Below are 16,971 nucleotides of genomic sequence, written 5' to 3' on the forward strand. Positions count from 1 at the left end.
GTCCCATTCCCGGGACGTGGATATCGTGCTCTACCCGGAGGACTTCGAGTTCGACGAAGGCTCGGATGAGGCCATCCGCACCAACAACCAGACCAAGACCATGGTCAACACCCTCACCAACTGGCTGGTCGAGGAGCAGGACACCGGCGCGTCGCGCCGGCTGCACCTGCACTTCCTGCACACCCCGGTGGAAATCCTCGAAGGCACCGGGGACGGGGCCGGCAAGGTCGCCGGCATCCGGTTCGAGCGCAACGAGCTGGACGGGACCGGCAACGTGCGCGGCACCGGCGAGATCGTCGAGTACCCGGTGCAGGCCGTCTACCGGGCCATCGGCTACTTCGGCTCGGAACTGCCCGAGGTCGGCTTCGACGAGCGCCGCGGCGTCATCCCGAACGAGGCCGGCCGCGTAATCGACACGGAGGGCAAGCCGGTACCCGGCCTCTACGCCACCGGCTGGATCAAGCGCGGGCCGGTGGGCCTGATCGGGCACACCAAGGGCGACGCCCTGGAAACCATCGGGTGCCTGCTCGAGGACCGCCTGGACCTGCCGCCGGCCAAGCACCCGGAAGAGGACGCGATCATCGCCCTGCTGCAGGAACGCGGCGTGGAGTACACCACCTGGGAAGGCTGGCTGAAGCTGGACGCCCACGAACTGAGCCTTGGCGCCTCCTTCACCGGCGGCGAGGACATGCCCGCGGTGGCACGCGAGCGCGTCAAGGTGGTGCCCCGCGAGGACATGATCGGGATCTCCCGCGGCTGAGCCGGAGCGGCCCTTGGCAGGGCACGTTAGCGGTTCACGTAGAACCGGAGGACGTCGCCGCCCGGAAGTTCCAGGCGCACCTTGTCCGCACCGACAGCCACCACCCGGGAACCGGGGTAGGCGCGCTGCAGGCTCCGGACCAGCCGCCGGGTTTCGGGGGTGCCGTCCCCGGCACCCCGCCGGACGACGGTCTGCCATGCTGCGCCCGGCCGGAGCAGGGACCACCTGAAAGCCACAGTATCCATCCTCTCGATGGGCCGGCCGCCAGCTGCGGCCACCGGGCCGCGGGCGGCCCTCGTTCCAGTATCGGAGCCTGTGTGGCCTCCGTCACGGCGGCATGCCGGGGCGGGCCGGAAAAGATATTCTGGGCCGGAAGCCCCGGCGAGGATCCCGAAGGAGCATATGGCCCGGCCGCAGAACCCGCAGCGCAAGCCGCAGCTGCTCGCCGCCATCGTGGAGTACCTCAAGGACAAGTCCCTGGCGGAGGTGTCCTTCCGCTCCCTCGCCGAGGGCCTGGGCATCAGCAGCTACATGCTGGTCTACCACTTCGGGCAGCGGGAGCAGCTCATCGCCGAAATCGACGAGCGGATCCAGGCCGGGCGCCGCTGGGCCCTGCCGGCCGAAACCTCCGCGCTGGGGCCGGCAGCGTTCCGGCGGAGCCTGGGCCGGTTCTGGCAGGCTTCCCTTCAGGACGGCAACCGCCAGCTGCAGCGGCTGGGCTTCGAAGCGGCCGTGCGCGCCCCGGACGACGACGGCGGCAGCGCGGCTGCCGGGGCGTACCTGTCCTGGGCGGAGGCGGCGGCCGGCTGGCTGCGCGCCCAGGGGATGCCCGGACCGGAGGCGGCGGCACGGGGCAGGATGCTCGCCGCAGCGGTGCACGGGCTGCTCTACGACTACGTCCTGACTGGGGACCGGCAGCAGTCCACCGCCGCGTTCGAGGCGCTGCTGGACACCTTCCTGGCCGGCCTCGAGGTGCCGCGGCAGTAACCGCTGCCGGAAGCGGCCGGCAAGGGTATTCGTCCGGTGCCGGCGCGGGAATACTTGACCCATGAGCCTCTTCCGAACCAAGTCGATCGAGCAGTCCATCGCGGACGCGGACGAGCCAGGCCACCAGCTCAAGCGCACCCTGAGCACCTTCGACCTGATGATCCTGGGCGTGGCGGTGGCCGTCGGCGCAGGCATCTTCTCCGTGGGCGCCAGGGCCGCCGGCAGCTATGCCGGGCCGGCGGTGACCTTGTCCTTCGTGCTGGCCGCCATCACCTGCGCGCTGGCCATCATGTGCTATGCCGAATTCGCCTCCACGATTCCGGTGGCCGGCAGCGCGTACACCTATACCTATGCGACCGCCGGCGAACTGCTGGCCTGGATCATCGGCTGGGACCTGATCCTGGAACTGCTCACCGCCGGCGCCGTCATCGCCAAGTACTGGGGGATCTACCTCAGCAACGTCTTTTCGCTGTTCAACCTGGACGTGCCCTCGACGGTCAGCTTCCTGGGCCTGCAGCTGACCTGGGGCCCGCTGCTGGTCGTCGCCGTGTTCACCACCCTGCTGGTGCTGGGCACCGAGCTGTCCGCCCGGGTGAACAACGTCTTCACGATCATCAAGGTCGGCATCGTCCTGTTCGTCATCGTGGTCGGCTTCATGTACGTGCGGCCGGAAAACTACACGCCCTTCATCCCCGAATCCGTCCCCACCAGCGGCGCCGGCGGCGACGCCTGGACCCAGTCGCTCTTCTCCTTCCTCAGCGGCGCCGAGCCGGCGCAGTACGGGGTCCTGGGCATCCTCTCCGGGGCCGCGCTCGTCTTCTTCGCCTTCATCGGCTTCGACGTCGTCGCCACCAGCGCCGAGGAGGTGCGCAACCCGCAGAAGACACTGCCGCGGGGCATCTTCGGCGGCCTGATCATCGTCACCATCCTGTACATCCTGGTGACCCTGGCGCTGACCGGCATGGTCTCCTACCGGGAGCTGGCCGAGGCCGACGAGGCCTCCCTGGCCACCGCCTTCATCAATGTCGGGGCGGAGTGGGCGGCCCAGGTTATTTCGGTGGGCATCCTGGTCGGGCTGACCACCGTGATCATGGTGCTGCTGCTCGGGCTGGCACGCGTGGTCTTCGCCATGAGCCGCGACGGTCTGCTGCCGCGCTGGCTGAGCCACACCACCGAGCACCACAGGACGCCCGCCCGCGTGCAGATCGTCTCCGGCGTGCTGGTGGCGCTGCTGGCCGGGTTCACGAATGTGGACGTGCTGGAGGAAATGATCAACATCGGCACCCTCTCGGCCTTCGTCCTGGTCAGCATCGGCATCGTCGTGCTGCGGAGGAAGCGGCCGGACCTGCCGCGGGCCTTCCGGGTGCCGGCATCGCCGGTGGTGCCGATCCTGTCCGCGGCGCTGTGTTTCTGGCTGATGCTGAACCTGACCACGCTGACCTGGGTGCGGTTCGCCATCTGGCTCGCCGTCGGGCTGGCCATCTACTTCCTCTACGGCCGGCAGCATTCGCGGCTGAACCACCCGGAGCTGATCGCGTTCGAACGCCAGCGCGAGGAACAGCACCGGATCGAGCACGAGCGGCGGGTGCACCAGCGCGGCGGACACCGGCACCACGGATCCCCGTAACCGGCCCGCCGCAGGCATCGTCACCTACGCTTGAGGTGTGACGGACAATATTCCCCTGAATGAAGAACAGACCAGCCGCGTCGTGGAGCTGGCCATGGACCTGGCCCGCGAGGGCCGGACCGGCGAGCTCGCCGAATTCCTCGACCACGGGCTGCAGGTCGACGTGGCCGATGCTGGCGGCAATACGCTGCTGATGCTGGCCGCCTACCACGGGCACGAAGAAACCGTGGGCATGCTGCTGGAGCGCGGCGCGGATCCCGACATCCGAAATGCGCGCGACCAGTCCCCGGTCGCCGGGGCGCTGTTCAAGGGCGAGGATGCGGTGGTGGGCAGGCTGCTTGCCGCCGGAGCCGACCTGGACGCCGGGACGCCGAGCGCGCGCGAGGCGGCCAGGATGTTCGGCCGCGAGCACCTGCTGGAGCAGTGAAGCCCGGGACATGAAAACTGCCCGGGACCGGACCCCGGACGGGGCACGGTCCCGGGCAGTTCCCGGATGATCAGGCGGAGTCGGTGTTGACGTCCACCGGGGAGATCTTGTTGGCCCGCAGGGCCTCGATGGCCTTGCGCACGCCTTCGCCGTAGGCCGGGTCGGCCTTGGTGCAGTTGGCGATGTGCCGCTCGATGGTGGCCTGGGAGGCACCGTCGATGGCACGGGCGGTGTTCTCGAAGAGCACCTGCCGCTGCTCGGCGGTCATCTTCTCGCGGAAGAGGATGCCCGGCTGCTCGAAGTAGTTGTCGTCGTCCTGGCGGTAGTCGAACCGGTCGGCGACGCCGCCCACACCCAGCTGCGGCTCGCGGTAGGCGGGCTGCTCTTCCCAGCGGCCGTAGGAGTTCGGGTTGATGCCGGGGGTGGCTCCCTGGTTGCCGTCGACACGCATGGCGCCGTCGCGGTGGAAGGAGTTCACGACCCTGGCGCCGCGCGGGTAGTTCACCGGGATCTGGTGGTGGTTGACGCCGAGGCGGTAGCGCTGGGCGTCACCGTAGGAGAACAGGCGGCCCTGCAGCATGCGGTCCGGGGAGAAGCTGATGCCCGGCACGACGTTGGCCGGCGAGAAGGCAGCCTGCTCGACGTCGGCGAAGTAGTTCTCCGGGTTGCGGTTGAGCTCGAACTCGCCGACCTCGATGAGGGGGTAGTCCTTCTTGGACCAGACCTTGGTGAGGTCGAACGGGTGGTACTTGTAGGACCCGGCGTCGGCCTCGGGCATGATCTGGACGAACATCGTCCACTTCGGGAAGTCGCCCCGCTCGATCGCATCGAAGAGGTCGCGCTGGTGGGATTCGCGGTCCTCGCCGACGAGCTTGGCAGCCTCTTCGTCGGTCAGGTTCTTGATGCCCTGCTGCGTGCGGAAGTGGAACTTCACCCAGTAGCGCTCGCCGGCCTCGTTGTAGAAGCTGTAGGTGTGCGAACCGAAGCCGTGCATGTGGCGGTAGGAGGCCGGGATGCCGCGGTCCGACATCACGATGGTGATCTGGTGCAGGGCCTCAGGCAGGTTGGTCCAGAAGTCCCAGTTGTTCTCGGCGCTGCGCAGGTTGGTGCGCGGATCGCGCTTGACCGCGTGGTTAAGGTCGGGGAACTTCAGCGGGTCGCGGAAGAAGAAGACCGGCGTGTTGTTGCCCACGACGTCCCAGTTGCCCTCCTCCGTGTAGAACTTCACCGCGAAGCCACGGATGTCGCGCTCGGCGTCGGCGGCACCGCGCTCGCCGGCGACGGTCGAGAAGCGGATGAACATCTCAGTCTGCTTGCCGATCTCGGAGAAGATCTTCGCGGACGTGTAATTCGAGATGTCGTGGGTCACCGTGAAGGTACCGAAGGCGCCGGAACCCTTGGCGTGCATGCGGCGCTCGGGGATGACTTCGCGGTCGAAGTGGGCCAGCTTCTCGAGGAACCAAACGTCCTGCAGCAGCATCGGGCCGCGCGGACCGGCCGTCAGGCTGTTCTGGTTCTCCGCAACGGGCGCGCCCGCAACGGTGGTCAGCGGCGTGGTGTTCTCAGCCATGCTTCTCTTTCTGTGGTCGGTTAGTGGTTGCGGGAGGATCAGTCCGCGGCCTGCGCCGCGGTCCTGCAGTCGGCGCAGATGCCCTGGTAGAGCACATCCGCCACCTGGATGGTCATGCCGTGCGTGTCCGACGGGGTCAGGCAGGGCGCATGCCCCACCGCACAGTCCACGTCCTCGATCCGCCCGCAGGAACTGCACACCGCATGGTGGTGGTTGTCGGCCACCCGTGTTTCGTAGCGGGCCGGGCTCTGCGGGACCTCGATCCGGCGCAACAGGCCGGATTCGGTCAGATCCGACAGAACCACGTAGACGGACTGCACGGTAATGTCCGGCAGTTCCGCCCGGACGGCGTCGACGACGTCCTCCGCTACGGCATGCGGTGCATGCTCGACGGCCTCCAGCACGGCCAGGCGCTGCCGGGTGACCCGGCGCCCATGGCCGCGCAGGCTTTCGGCCCAGCGGGCCTCGCGCGCTGCGCGTTCCGTATCCGGTACCGTCGAACTCATGTGAGTTATGTAACCACACAATTATGAGTAATTCATAATAAGGTGAGGCTAACCCGAGGCGAGGCCGGGAAGCGGCCTGAATGCCGGGCACGGAAAGGGAGCGCATTTGCAGGTAGGCAGTATGGAACGGCGGCATCTGAGCGTGGAGGGCCGCGAGTTCGGGATCGAGACCCAGGGGGCCGGGCCCGACGAATTCGTGCTGCTCCACGGGATCGGTGCCTCCCCGCGCTACTTTGCCCCGCTGGTCCGCGAACTGGCCGCCGCCGCCACGGTCCATGCCGTCCACCTGCCCGGCTTCGGCCGGACCCGCAGGCCCCGCCAGTCCCTGAGCATCGCGGAATTCGGGCGGCTCACCGGCCTGGCCCTGCGCCGGCTGGGCATCGGCCCGGCCATTGTCGTGGGCCATTCGATGGGATGCCAGGTGGCCGTCGAGCTGGCCCTGGCCGGCGCCGCCGTGCGCGGCCTGGTCCTGCTTGGCCCGACCGTCAACCGGCGGGAGCGGACCGCCTGGCAGCAGGGCCTGCGGCTGCTCCAGGACACCTGCCTGGAACCGCCCGGGGTAAACTGGAGGGTCTTCAGCGACTATGCGCGGTGCGGACCGCGCTGGTACCTGGCCACCCTGCCGCACATGATCGGGCACCGGCTCGAGGAACGGCTGCCGCTGGTCGGCGTTCCCACCCTGCTGCTGCGCGGCGAGCATGATCCCATCGTTCCGCAGCGCTGGCTGGCCGAACTGGCGGCGGGCGGAGCCGCGGCTGCGGCCCAGGTGCCGGGGGCGGCCCACGTGGTGATGTACCGGCGTCCGCAGGCCGTCGCCCGGCACTGCCTGGACCTGGCGGCCCGGACATGAGCCCGGACAGGAATCCGGATCCGGACCCGGACCTGGGCACGGGCGCCGGCCCGGGGAGGACGCGGCGCCGGCCTGCCGCGGCCGTGCTGGCAGCCCGCGGCTGGTGGTGGACGCTCGATTACGCCTATGCGGCCTATTGGCAGCTGCGCGGCCTGCTGTTCCCGGCCGACCCGGCGCCGTACCTGCAGGCGCCGCGCCGGGACCGGCCGGTGCTGCTGATTCCCGGGGTCTACGAGAACTGGCAGTTCATGCACCGGATCGCCGAGCTGCTGCACGGGGCCGGGCACCCGGTCCACGTGGTCAGCCTGCTGGGCTACAACCGCGGCGAAGTGCCCAGGATGGCGGCGCTGGTTTCGGCGTACCTGGAGGAGGCGGACCTGCGGGACGTGACCATCGTGGCCCACAGCAAGGGCGGGCTGGTGGGCAAGCGGGCCATGATCCTGCCGGCCTCCGCCGGGCGGATCCGGCACATGGTGGCGGTGAATTCCCCGTTCGCCGGCTCGGTCTACGCCCGGCTGTTCCTGCTGCCCAGCATCCGCGCGTTTTCGCCACGCAACGGCGAGCTGCGCGCCCTGGCCGCCGACCTGTCGGTCAACCACCGGATCACCTCCGTCTACAGCACCTTCGACCCCCACATCCCCGGCGGCAGCTACCTTCCGGGGGCCCGGAACATCCAGCTGGATTCGGCGGGCCATTTCCGCACGCTGGAGGATCCGGCGCTGCCGGGCATCCTGCTGCAGGCCCTGGCCGAACCGGATGCTCAAGGCAACTAGAATCGGCGCATGCCCCAACTGCTTGCCGACATCACGCCGCTGAAGGAAAGCCCGGACTTCCGAAGGCTGTGGATCGGCACCTCGCTCTCCTCCATCGGCGCGCAGCTGACCCTGGTGGCGGTGAGCCTGCAGGTGTACCAGCTGACCGGATCGACGCTGGCCGTCGGTGCCATCGGCGTGGCCGGCCTGGTGCCGCTGGTGCTGGCCGGCCTGTACGGCGGCGCCATGGTGGACGCCCACGACCGACGCAAGGTGGCCCTGTACTCGGGGCTGGTGCTCTGGGGCTGCAGCGCAGCCTTCGCCGTCCACGCCTGGCTGGGGCTGCGCGAGCTGTGGCTGCTCTACCTGCTCATCGCCGTGCACTCCGCCGCGGCCGGCGTCAACCAGCCAGCCCGCAGCGCGATCGTGCCGCGGCTGGTCCGCCAGCAGACCCTGCCGGCAGCCAACGCCCTGACCATGATGACCTTCGGCCTGGGCATGACCCTGGGGCCGCTGCTGGCCGGCGTGCTGGTAGCGCAGGCGGGCTTCGGCTGGACCTACACCATCGACGTGCTGACCTTCACCGCCTCGATCTGGGCGCTGTTCAAGCTTCCGCCGGTGCCGCCCGAGGGCGAGGTCAGCCGGGCCGGCGTGCGCTCGGTGCTGGAAGGACTGCAGTTCCTGGGCACCCGGCCGAATGTGCGCATGACTTTCCTGGCCGACCTGGCGGCCATGGTGATGGCCCAGCCCCGGGCGCTGATGCCGGCCATCGGCGCCCTGGTCATCGGCGGCGGCGAAACCACCGCCGGCATCCTGCTCGCCGCGGTGGCCGCCGGTGCCTTCCTGGCCGCGCTCTTTTCCGGGCCGGTGGGCCGGATCCACCGGCAGGGCCTGGCAGTGCTGGTCTGCGTGGCTGCCTGGGGCGCCGCCGTCGCCGGCTTCGGCGCCGTCGTCGTGCTCGCCGGCCATGCCGGCGCCGCCGCGCACGGGCAGACCCTGCCGTGGCTGCTGGCTGCGGCGGCCTGCCTGGCCGCGGCCGGGGCAGCGGACACCGTCAGCGGCGTCTTCCGGAACACGATCCTGCAGTCCGCCACCCCGGATGCGATGCGCGGGCGGCTGCAGGGCATCTTCATCGTGGTGGTGGCCGGTGGCCCGCGGCTCGGCGACGCGGTCGCCGGCGGCAACGGGCAGTGGCTCGGCGAGGGGATGGCCGCCGTCGCGGGCGGGCTTGCCTGTGCGCTGCTAGTCTGGCTGCTGCACCGGTGGCAGCCCGGCTTCGCCCGCTACGACGCGCGCCATCCCGTGCCGTAGGGATTGGGGCGCTCCCGCAGTGTCGGCTTCGGCGCCACTGCGGGCCCCTCGCGCCCCGCTCTGCGGAACACCGCCGGGGGCGCGTGCGTTCTTAAGGATGATCCGGCGCTCCGGCGTCCGCAGCCGGAAGCCAGTTGACAACCTTGCCGGATACAGGAGGAGACCAGAAGCGGTGCACAATCATTTCAACGGACTGAAGACGGCGGCCCTGTTCGGTGTGCTGTTCGCCATTCTGCTGGGCATCGGCGGCCTGCTGGCCTCCGGCACCCGCAACAGCAGCTTCATCTGGATCATGGGGCTGATCGGTGTCGGTACCGTCGCCTACAGCTACTGGAACAGTGACAAGATCGCCATCCGGGCGATGCACGCCTACCCGGTCACCGAGGCGCAGCAGCCGGTCATGTACCGGATCGTGCGCGAACTCTCCGCCCGGGCCAACCAGCCCATGCCCGCGCTCTATGTCTCGCCCACGGCGTCGCCGAATGCCTTCGCCACCGGCCGGAACCCGGCCAATGCGGCCGTGTGCTGCACCGAGGGCATCCTGCAGATGCTCAACGAGCGGGAACTGCGCGGGGTCCTGGGGCACGAGCTCATGCACGTGTACAACCGGGACATCCTGACCTCTTCCGTGGCCGCGGCGGTGGCCGGCGTCATCACCTCGGTGGCACAGTTCCTGATGTTCTTCGGCGGCGGCAGCAGCGAAAACCGCAACGCCAATCCGATCGCCCTGCTGGCGATGTCGCTGCTGGCCCCGTTCGCCGCAATGCTGATCCAGATGTCCATCAGCCGGACCCGGGAGTACGACGCCGACGAGGACGGCGCCCGCCTGACCGATGATCCGCTGGCGCTGGCCTCGGCGCTGCGCAAGCTGGAGATGGGGACCATGCGGGCGCCGCTGCCGGCGGACCAGCGGCTGGTGAACACCAGCCACCTGATGATCGCCAATCCCTTCCGCGGCGGCGGCCTGCGGCAGATGTTCAGCACGCACCCGCCGATGGACCAGCGCGTCGCCCGGCTCGAGCGCATGGCCGGACGTCCGCTCGGCTACTGAGGCGCCGTGCCGGGCAGGCTGCCCGGCGGCAGGTTCCCGAGCGGGTTTAATGAACCTATGCGCCTGCTGCTGATCCGCCATGGGCAGACCCCGTCCAATATCCGCGGCCTCCTGGACACCGCCGTTCCCGGCCCGGGCCTGACCCGGCTGGGCCGCGAACAGGCCCGGGCGCTGCCGGACGCGCTCGCCGGGGAACCGATCGAGGCCCTGCTGGCCTCCACGGCCATCCGCACCCAGCTGACCGCCGAGCCGCTGGCCGACGCCAACGGGTTGCCCGTCGAGGTGCGGCACGGCCTGCGGGAGATCTCCGCCGGGAAGCTGGAAATGCTCGCCGATGCCCAGGCCCACCGGACCTATATGTCGGTGGTCTTCGGGTGGAGCGCCGGCGACCTGGACCAGCGGATGCCCGGCGGCCCGGACGGGCATGAGACTTTCGGCAGGTTCGACGCCGTGGTCGCCGAGCTGCTGGCCTCCGGGCTGCGGACCGTGGCGGTCGTCAGCCACGGGGCGATGATCCGCAGCTGGGCCGGTGCCCGCGCCGCAAACCTCGGGGCGGACTATGTGGCCCGGAACATCCTGGGCAATACCGGCGTGGTCGTGCTCGAAGGCGACGGCAACGGCTGGGAAGCGTTGAGCTGGATGGGCGAATCGGTGGGTGGCCGGGCGTTGGAAGGCAGCCTGGCGGATGGCCCCGCCGGCGACGCCGTCGAGCTGGACGGCAGCCGCAGGCCCGAGAGCGGGACGGGCGGGGCAGGTTAGCCCCCGGACGTGCGCCCCGCCCGCCGGGCGCGGATTGTCAGCGGTAGTTGATGAACTGCAGATCCACGTCCAGGTCCGCCGACTTGAGCAGGGAGATGACTTCCTGCAGGTCGTCGCGGGACTTGGAGGAGACTCGCAGTTCGTCGCCCTGGATCTGGGACTTGACGCCCTTGGGGCCCTCGTCCCGGATGATCTTGCTGATCTTCTTGGCCTGGTCCTGGGCGATGCCCTCCTTGATGGAGGCCTCGATGCGGTACTCCTTGCCGGAGGCGTACGGTTCACCCGCATCCAAAGACTTCAGCGAGATGCCGCGCTTGATCAGCTTGGACTGGAGCACGTCCAGCACGGCCTTGACCCGGTCCTCCGAGCTGGCCTTCATCAGGATCTTCTCGCCGCTGAAATCGACCTCGGCACCGACGCCCTTGAAGTCGTAGCGCTGGGCGATCTCCTTCTGCGCCTGGTTCAGCGCGTTCGCCACTTCCTGCTTGTCCACCTTGCTGACAATGTCGAACGAAGACTCGCTGGCCATGGTTCCTCCTGGTTCGGTCCGGATATTCTCCTCCCTAGCGTACTGGCTGCCGCGCACGGCAGGACGTCCAGCCAATCCACAGGTTCGCAACAGGAAGCCCCCACGTTCTTTGGCCAGACTGGCTTCGGTTAATCGATCCACACCGAGGCACTCGAAGGAGCATCAGATGGGGAGCCGCCCGCGCTATATCGTCCGGTCCATGAAGGCAGCGGCAGGCTCGTTCCTGACTGCGGCGGCCGTGGGCGTCCTGGGAATGCTGGGGGCAACCCCGGCACAGGCCGCCGTGCTGGACGTGATCGCCGCCCACGCACCCCTGACCGCGGCCGGGGCCGGGACCCTGGTCCGGCGGGAGGGCGAAGCGCCGGAGCAGCAGGCGGCTCCCGCCCGGTCCGCAGGCCAGGGCGCAGTCCGGGAGCGGCTCGGGCGCATTGCCGGGATCCGCGCGGAAATGCAGCAGGCAGTGTCCCTGGGCCTGGTCAGCCAGGAACAGGCGGACCGGTTCACCCAGCAGCTTGCCGGCCGGATCATGTGCGGCCTCTGACAGGTCTCCGGCACGGCCGGAAACCGCCGATTCGAAACTCGGGAAAAGTTTGTGTACAGTTATGTTGCTCCCGAAAACGGGGGCGGTCTTCCCAGCGAAGACGTTCGGCAGATTACCCGAGCGGCCAAAGGGGGCTGACTGTAAATCAGCTGGCACTGCCTACGGGGGTTCGAATCCCTCATCTGCCACCGGACGCCTCAGGAGCCCGGAACCTAGCGGTAAAACGCAGGTTCCGGGCTCCTCGGCATATCAGGCGCCTATCGACCGATGTTCCGCGCCGGCCGGCATGGCGGCCGGCTGCCCCCAGCGAATACACAGGAAATTCCCAACCTGCCAACTGCATCATTGGTCACCATAGGGAAGGACCGACTGTCTAGCGCAACACGGACAAGGGGGACCGTCCATGCTGATGCGGCTGCTGCACTGGCTGGGCCTCGATCTGCTGGCCCACGAACCCGACGTCGAAGACTGGCCGGAACCGGCTGAGTAGGCCGGCTGCTCTGCGGGCCGGCACAGGCGCCCCTGCCTCCGGAGCCTGGCGTGCCTGCCCGGCGGCCGGCCATGCTTCCGGCCCCGCCGGATCCTGCCCTGCCGGGAAGCGCCCTGCGGGTTCGGTGAGCCGGGTGCCGCCGCCATCGTGACGTCACCCGGATTGCGATTCGGCATCGGACCTATCCAACCTTCCGCCGACACTCTAGTGTTCAGAATGATTGCTCCGTCTTCGAGGAAGGAGGGGTGCGTCAGACCAGGTGAACCGTGGTCCGGGGGAACCACCGGCGGCAGGGGGAAGCTGCCATCGGGGGCGCATTTCCAGATTTTTTCCTGCCATCAGGCACGCCCGGCCGGCACGAGGAAGTGCCGCCGGAGCGCACCGGCCCCGGACGGCCAGCAGGTGCGGATCACCGAATCTTCCGCACATCGGAACTATGGGGCTTTGGAGACGAAGGAAGCCGGACTCGATCGGGCTCGACCAGCTCATGGATGCCGCCCCGCAGGGGTATCCGGAGCGGAACCGCGGCATAGCCGCGCGTGCCGCCTTCTGGACAGCCTCCGTGGCCGCCGTCGCGCTGAGCGCCGGTTCGGTGGTCGCGCCGGCCGCGGTGGCGATTTCAGTGGCAGGCAACTCGGCGGTGGATTACTGGGAGGACCTGCCCGGGGAACTGCCGCTGGACAGGTCGCTGCCGCAGCATACCGTCCTGCTGGACAAGGAGGGGAACGAGTTCGCCCGCTTCTACAGCGAAAACCGGATTGACGTGTCCCTGGACCAGGTCTCCGACATCTTCCTGCAGACGCTCATCACCACCGAGGATTTCCGCTTCTACGAGCACCACGGCGTGGACCCGTACGGCATCACGCGCGCACTGGTCAACAACGCCATCTCGGACGACATCCAGGGCGCCTCCACCATTACCCAGCAGCTGGTGCAGAACATCCTGGTCAACAACGCCCGGGACGCCACCGAGGAAGCGGTGGCGGTGGGGGACACGTACAACGCCAAGATCCGCGAGGCCAGGTACGCCGTCGAACTGGAGGAACGGCTGACCAAGGACGAAATCCTCAACCGTTATGTGAACGCAGTGTATTTCGGCAACCAGGCCTACGGGGTCGAAGCGGCCGCTCGGATCTACTTCAGCACCACGGCGGCCAAGCTCAACCGTGCCCAGTCGGCGCTGCTGGTCGGCATGCTCAAGGCCCCCGGCCACTATGACCCCATCCGGAACCCGGACGCCGCCACGCAGCGGCGCAATACGGTGATCTCCGTGCTGCAGGACCGGGCCGTGATCAGCGCGGAGGAGGCCCGCAAGCTCAGCAAGGCTCCGCTGGGCCTCAAGCGCGGCTCCGTCCCCTCCAGCTGCGGAGATTCCAAATACCCGTTCTACTGCGCAGTGGTCCGCGAGGAGATCCTGACCGACCCCGCCTTCGGCGCCACGCCGGAGGAGCGCCAGGACCGGCTCTCCCGCGGCGGCATGACCCTGACGACGGCGTTGGATCCGAAGGCGGCCAAGGCCGCCCAGAAGGCGGTGCTCGAGGCCCTGGGCACGGGGAACCGGGCCGCCCTGGGCACCGCCGTCGTCGAGCCCGGCACCGGCCACATCGCGGCGATTGCCCAGAACCGCAAGTGGGGCAGCGGCAAGGGCAGGACCGAAGTCGTCTACGCCAAGCAGGCCTTCCAGGTCGGCTCCTCGATGAAACCGATAGTGCTGGCGACGGCGCTGAGCCAGGGCATTCCGGCCTCGACCCGGCTGGCGGCCAACGGTCCGTACCACTCGGTCCTGGACAACCCTCCGGGCGGCTACATCAACTACGGCAACCGCGACTACGGGGTGATCGATGCCTACGCGGCCATCCGCAGTTCGGTCAACGTGTACTTCATCCGGATGATCGAGCGCACCGGCGTCAGGAACGTGGCCAAGTTCGCCCGAACCTTGGGCATTACCTCCCTGCCGATCGACCAGCTCGGCGGGCTCGAGGCATCCCTGGCCCTGGGCGCCTACGAGGTGTCGCCGCTGGAAATGGCCGGTGCCTACGCCGCGTTCATGAGCGGGGGCGTGGTGTGCCGGCCGGTGGCGGTGGTTGCCGCCGAGCGCAGCGACACCGGGGAGAAGCTGCCGGTCCCGGACCCGGGCTGCCGCCAGGCGATCGACCCGGCAGTGGCCGATACGGTCGCCGACGTGCTCAAGGAACCGTTCAAGCCGGGCGGAACCCTCGGGCTGCTGGGCGGGCCCAAGGGCCGGGAGGCCGGGGCCAAAACGGGCACCACCAACGACTTCGCGGCGAACTGGATTGTCGGGGCCACCCCGCAGCTCTCCGCCGCCGTGTGGCTGGGGGACCCGCGCGGCGGCACCGCCTATCCGCTGAACCGGGTCCAGGCCTACGGCAAAACCTTCCACGACCTCACCGGGTCCGAGGTGGCCGGTCCGGTCTGGAAGGCGACCGTGGAAGGAGCGCTCAAGGGCCGGCCCGCGCTGCCGCTTCCGGAAGCGGAGTCATCGGTGGCGAGCCGGATCGCCCAGCAGGCCGTGCCGGATGTGCGGGGGCTGAAGGTGGACGAGGCACTGACGGTCCTGCTGCGCAACGACCTCCGGCCCGTCATCCGCACCAAAACCGCCGCGCCGAATGAGCTCTACCCGGCGGACACCGTCGTGCGGCAGTCCCCGGCACCGGGCAAGAAGCTGCGCTACCGGCAGAAAGTCGAGCTCACGCTCAGCGACGGCAGCCGGACCGGAATCACCGTTCCCGAGGAAAGGTAGGGCCCGCAGATGTCAGTGCTCGAAAAGCATCCGGTCCTGGCCCTGGCCGCCGGAGCGCTGGCGCTGGCCGCCGTCGCCGGAACGGGGGTGGCGGCGCTGTCGATGACCGGGGCGCCGCTGGCCTACCAGCGCCCGGCCGCGGTCGGCGGACGTACCGTCGGCCAGACCGCCCCCGAGGCAGTCATCGCCAGGATCAAGGATTCGCCGGCCGAATCCGTCCTGGCCAAGATGCTGGACTCCCCGCCCAAGGGCTTCAAGCCCACCGGCATCGTGCAGCGCGCTGCGGTGCCCCCGGTCCCGTTCTCCTGCCCGGCAGCCGGCACGGCACCGGCGGTGTCCGTCTCGCGGTTGTTCAGCGTCGAGGGGAAGCGGATCCAGGTGGTCCTCGCCGCCTACCGCGCCGGCCAGGGGGCCGAGGTGCTCCAGGAGCAGCTGGATCACGCCGGTTCCTGTGCCGACGACGGCATTACCGTTGTGGAAGCCGGGATTGAGGGCCGGGATCCCGGCATCGAGGCGTACCGGGTCTTCGCCTACCAGGGGCAGGCCGCTTCCCAGGTGCTGGCCGTACGCCGCGGCGACGTGCTGGCCTTCTACGTGGGGGACGAGGCGGCACCGCTGGTGGAGCTGGCGCGTGGATTCGACCGGGCCCTGGCCCGCCGGCTGGAGCCGGTCTGTGCCGACCAAAAGTCGACGGTGGCCGACGCCCGCAGGAACCCCTGGTCCGGTGAGGGCTACCAGCCGTATGCGGTCCGCACCGCCGTGGCGGTGCGGGACATGTCCCTGCCGCAGCAGCCTGCCGGTTCCGACGTGCTAATGGTGCAGCTGCCCGGGCCCGAGATCAAGATCAAGAAGGTCGAGCCGACGATGCAGCCGTGGTACCCGGTCTGGCCGGCGATGCCCGAGCCGATGGAGTTCCCGGAGCCGCCGGAAAGCCCGGACCCCGGCGCCGACACGGAGCAGGCCGTCCGGATCCTGGCCGAGGACAAGACCGGTCCCGGGTGCGGCTGGGCCTTCACCGGCATGTCCGGCGTCCCTTTCGACGAGGCGGCCGCCGCCAGGACCAATGCCGAACGCACCAGCAAGGCGCTGGTGTCGCTGGCCAAAGGCCAGCAGCAGTGGCAGCAGGACGTGCTGGACTACTGGAAGGAGTACGGCACATACAAGGAAAAGGCCCTGAAGTACAAGAAGTATGCCGCCCAGGTCCGCAAGGTCAACGCGGCCTGGGCCGACATCGAGGGCGACTGGAACGAATACTGGGCGCGCTACGCGCAGTACCAGTCCGCCCTGGCAGAACACAACCGGTTCCTGGCCGACCAGGCGGTCGCCCGGACTTCCTACTCGAAGGCACTGGACCGCTGCGCCAAGGAGAACGAGGAAGTCCTCGAGGAAGCGGAGGAGGCCGAGGAGGACGAGGAAGCCCCCGAGACCGTGGACTGCCAGGACACCGTCGACTGGCCGGCGATCCTGTCCCGGACCGCCCCGGAAGTGCCCGCCGAGCCCGTGCCGCCGGCCGACCCGCGCCCGGAGGACGCCCGCTGAGGCGGCCCCGGCCGGCCTGCCACCCGTCATGCGCTGAGCGAACACGGGCGACAGGCCGGCCGGACGGCCGTTACCCTCGGACTATGGCAACCATTAATGTCACCGAGGCCGAGTTCCCCCAGACCATCGAAGAGAACGACATCGTCTTTGTCGACTTCTGGGCCGACTGGTGCGGCCCGTGCAAGCAGTTCGCCCCCGTCTACGACGCCGTTTCCCAGCAGCACGAGGACGTGGTCTTCGCCAAGGTCGATACCGAGGCCGAGCAGCGCCTCGCTGCCGCCGCCGGCATCACCTCGATCCCCACCCTGATGGCCTTCCGCGAAAAGGTCCTGGTCTTCTCCCAGGCCGGCGCCCTGAACGCCACCCAGTTCTCCCAGCTGGTGGAGGCGGTCAAGGGACTGGACATGCAGGAAGTGCACGCCCAGGTCGCCGCCCAGCAGGCCGGCCAGGAGTAGCCTCCCGCCTTCCGGCAAGGGGCACCGCGCAACAGCGGTGCCCCTATTCCTTTTCG

17 protein-coding genes and 1 tRNA gene are annotated in these 16,971 nt (G+C 69.2%); 14 read left to right on the forward strand and 4 right to left on the reverse strand.

Annotation, left to right across the window (positions count from 1 at the left end):
- Positions 1–760 (forward strand): ferredoxin--NADP reductase domain-containing protein (locus HGG74_RS02805; RefSeq protein WP_512698800.1); only part of this gene is annotated, 760 nt, incomplete at its 5' end.
- 26 nt (positions 761–786) lie between these two features.
- Here the strand turns inward: HGG74_RS02805 and HGG74_RS02810 are convergent.
- Positions 787–996, reverse strand: a complete 210-nt coding sequence (locus tag HGG74_RS02810) for a hypothetical protein (RefSeq protein ID WP_168484832.1) — start codon at positions 994–996, stop codon at positions 787–789.
- 166 nt (positions 997–1,162) lie between these two features.
- Between HGG74_RS02810 and HGG74_RS02815 the strand changes: the two genes are divergently transcribed.
- The 3 genes from HGG74_RS02815 to HGG74_RS02825 all read left to right on the forward strand — a co-directional run bounded on the left by HGG74_RS02815 (position 1,163) and on the right by HGG74_RS02825 (position 3,801).
- Entirely contained in the window at positions 1,163–1,747 is a 585-nt protein-coding gene (locus HGG74_RS02815; protein ID WP_168484833.1) for a TetR/AcrR family transcriptional regulator, read from the forward strand.
- Positions 1,748–1,808: 61 nt separating this feature from the next.
- Entirely contained in the window at positions 1,809–3,374 is a 1,566-nt protein-coding gene (locus tag HGG74_RS02820; RefSeq protein ID WP_168484834.1) for an amino acid permease, read from the forward strand.
- Between the two features lie 94 nt (positions 3,375–3,468).
- Positions 3,469–3,801: an ankyrin repeat domain-containing protein gene (locus HGG74_RS02825; RefSeq protein WP_168485176.1), complete on the forward strand. Its 333-nt coding sequence runs from the start codon at positions 3,469–3,471 to the stop codon at positions 3,799–3,801.
- A 70-nt stretch (positions 3,802–3,871) separates the two neighbouring features.
- Here HGG74_RS02825 and HGG74_RS02830 read toward each other — a convergent pair whose 3' ends face one another.
- Positions 3,872–5,371, reverse strand: a complete 1,500-nt coding sequence (locus tag HGG74_RS02830) for a catalase (protein ID WP_168484835.1) — start codon at positions 5,369–5,371, stop codon at positions 3,872–3,874.
- Between the two features lie 38 nt (positions 5,372–5,409).
- Positions 5,410–5,877, reverse strand: a complete 468-nt coding sequence (locus HGG74_RS02835; protein WP_168484836.1) for a Fur family transcriptional regulator — start codon at positions 5,875–5,877, stop codon at positions 5,410–5,412.
- 121 nt (positions 5,878–5,998) lie between these two features.
- On the opposite strand from HGG74_RS02835, the gene HGG74_RS02840 reads away from it, so the two are divergent.
- The 5 genes from HGG74_RS02840 to HGG74_RS02860 all read left to right on the forward strand — a co-directional run bounded on the left by HGG74_RS02840 (position 5,999) and on the right by HGG74_RS02860 (position 10,600).
- Positions 5,999–6,727 (forward strand): alpha/beta fold hydrolase, encoded by a 729-nt coding sequence (locus HGG74_RS02840; protein WP_168484837.1) that lies wholly within the window; start codon positions 5,999–6,001, stop codon positions 6,725–6,727.
- The gene (locus HGG74_RS02845) at positions 6,724–7,500 is read left to right on the forward strand and encodes an esterase/lipase family protein (RefSeq protein WP_246262603.1); all 777 of its coding nucleotides are present in this window, start codon (positions 6,724–6,726) and stop codon (positions 7,498–7,500) included. The genes HGG74_RS02840 and HGG74_RS02845 overlap by 4 nt, the downstream gene beginning before the upstream one ends.
- Positions 7,501–7,509: 9 nt before the next feature.
- Positions 7,510–8,790: an MFS transporter gene (locus HGG74_RS02850; RefSeq protein WP_168484838.1), complete on the forward strand. Its 1,281-nt coding sequence runs from the start codon at positions 7,510–7,512 to the stop codon at positions 8,788–8,790.
- A 172-nt stretch (positions 8,791–8,962) separates the two neighbouring features.
- The gene (gene htpX / locus HGG74_RS02855; protein ID WP_168484839.1) at positions 8,963–9,841 is read left to right on the forward strand and encodes a zinc metalloprotease HtpX; all 879 of its coding nucleotides are present in this window, start codon (positions 8,963–8,965) and stop codon (positions 9,839–9,841) included.
- A 57-nt stretch (positions 9,842–9,898) separates the two neighbouring features.
- The gene (locus tag HGG74_RS02860) at positions 9,899–10,600 is read left to right on the forward strand and encodes a histidine phosphatase family protein (RefSeq protein ID WP_168484840.1); all 702 of its coding nucleotides are present in this window, start codon (positions 9,899–9,901) and stop codon (positions 10,598–10,600) included.
- Between the two features lie 37 nt (positions 10,601–10,637).
- Here HGG74_RS02860 and HGG74_RS02865 read toward each other — a convergent pair whose 3' ends face one another.
- Positions 10,638–11,129 carry a YajQ family cyclic di-GMP-binding protein gene (locus HGG74_RS02865; protein ID WP_168484841.1) on the reverse strand — a complete coding sequence of 164 codons (492 nt, stop codon included), beginning with the start codon at positions 11,127–11,129 and terminating at the stop codon, positions 10,638–10,640.
- A 166-nt stretch (positions 11,130–11,295) separates the two neighbouring features.
- Here HGG74_RS02865 and HGG74_RS02870 point away from each other — a divergent pair, with 166 nt between their 5' ends.
- From HGG74_RS02870 to trxA, 5 genes are all read left to right on the forward strand, one after another.
- A complete protein-coding gene (locus HGG74_RS02870; RefSeq protein ID WP_168484842.1) occupies positions 11,296–11,670 on the forward strand; it encodes a hypothetical protein in 375 nt (124 codons plus the stop codon).
- 106 nt (positions 11,671–11,776) lie between these two features.
- Positions 11,777–11,858: transfer RNA gene (locus HGG74_RS02875), tRNA-Tyr, on the forward strand.
- A 738-nt stretch (positions 11,859–12,596) separates the two neighbouring features.
- Complete coding sequence (locus HGG74_RS02880) at positions 12,597–14,921, forward strand: penicillin-binding protein (protein WP_246262604.1); 2,325 nt, start codon at positions 12,597–12,599, stop codon at positions 14,919–14,921.
- Positions 14,922–14,930: 9 nt separating this feature from the next.
- On the forward strand, positions 14,931–16,460 hold the full coding sequence (locus HGG74_RS02885; protein WP_168484844.1) for a hypothetical protein: 1,530 nt from the start codon (positions 14,931–14,933) through the stop codon (positions 16,458–16,460).
- Between the two features lie 83 nt (positions 16,461–16,543).
- The gene (gene trxA / locus HGG74_RS02890) at positions 16,544–16,915 is read left to right on the forward strand and encodes a thioredoxin (RefSeq protein ID WP_168484845.1); all 372 of its coding nucleotides are present in this window, start codon (positions 16,544–16,546) and stop codon (positions 16,913–16,915) included.
- The last annotated feature ends 56 nt before the right edge of the window (positions 16,916–16,971 follow it).

The organism is Arthrobacter mobilis (genome assembly GCF_012395835.1).
Lineage (GTDB): Bacteria > Actinomycetota > Actinomycetes > Actinomycetales > Micrococcaceae > Crystallibacter > Crystallibacter mobilis.

What these genes read in the sequence shown, in the direction of transcription:
- HGG74_RS02870 (WP_168484842.1), top strand. Translation starts at nt 11,296, where the DNA reads ATGGGGAGCCGCCCGCGCTATATCGTCCGGTCCATGAAGGCAGCGGCA.
- trxA (WP_168484845.1), top strand. Translation starts at nt 16,544, where the DNA reads ATGGCAACCATTAATGTCACCGAGGCCGAGTTCCCCCAGACCATCGAA.
- HGG74_RS02860 (WP_168484840.1), top strand. Translation starts at nt 9,899, where the DNA reads ATGCGCCTGCTGCTGATCCGCCATGGGCAGACCCCGTCCAATATCCGC.
- HGG74_RS02865 (WP_168484841.1), bottom strand. Translation starts at nt 11,129, where the DNA reads ATGGCCAGCGAGTCTTCGTTCGACATTGTCAGCAAGGTGGACAAGCAG.
- HGG74_RS02830 (WP_168484835.1), bottom strand. Translation starts at nt 5,371, where the DNA reads ATGGCTGAGAACACCACGCCGCTGACCACCGTTGCGGGCGCGCCCGTT.
- HGG74_RS02820 (WP_168484834.1), top strand. Translation starts at nt 1,809, where the DNA reads ATGAGCCTCTTCCGAACCAAGTCGATCGAGCAGTCCATCGCGGACGCG.
- HGG74_RS02885 (WP_168484844.1), top strand. Translation starts at nt 14,931, where the DNA reads ATGTCAGTGCTCGAAAAGCATCCGGTCCTGGCCCTGGCCGCCGGAGCG.
- HGG74_RS02835 (WP_168484836.1), bottom strand. Translation starts at nt 5,877, where the DNA reads ATGAGTTCGACGGTACCGGATACGGAACGCGCAGCGCGCGAGGCCCGC.
- HGG74_RS02850 (WP_168484838.1), top strand. Translation starts at nt 7,510, where the DNA reads ATGCCCCAACTGCTTGCCGACATCACGCCGCTGAAGGAAAGCCCGGAC.
- HGG74_RS02845 (WP_246262603.1), top strand. Translation starts at nt 6,724, where the DNA reads ATGAGCCCGGACAGGAATCCGGATCCGGACCCGGACCTGGGCACGGGC.
- HGG74_RS02840 (WP_168484837.1), top strand. Translation starts at nt 5,999, where the DNA reads ATGGAACGGCGGCATCTGAGCGTGGAGGGCCGCGAGTTCGGGATCGAG.
- HGG74_RS02825 (WP_168485176.1), top strand. Translation starts at nt 3,469, where the DNA reads ATGGACCTGGCCCGCGAGGGCCGGACCGGCGAGCTCGCCGAATTCCTC.
- HGG74_RS02880 (WP_246262604.1), top strand. Translation starts at nt 12,597, where the DNA reads ATGGGGCTTTGGAGACGAAGGAAGCCGGACTCGATCGGGCTCGACCAG.
- HGG74_RS02815 (WP_168484833.1), top strand. Translation starts at nt 1,163, where the DNA reads ATGGCCCGGCCGCAGAACCCGCAGCGCAAGCCGCAGCTGCTCGCCGCC.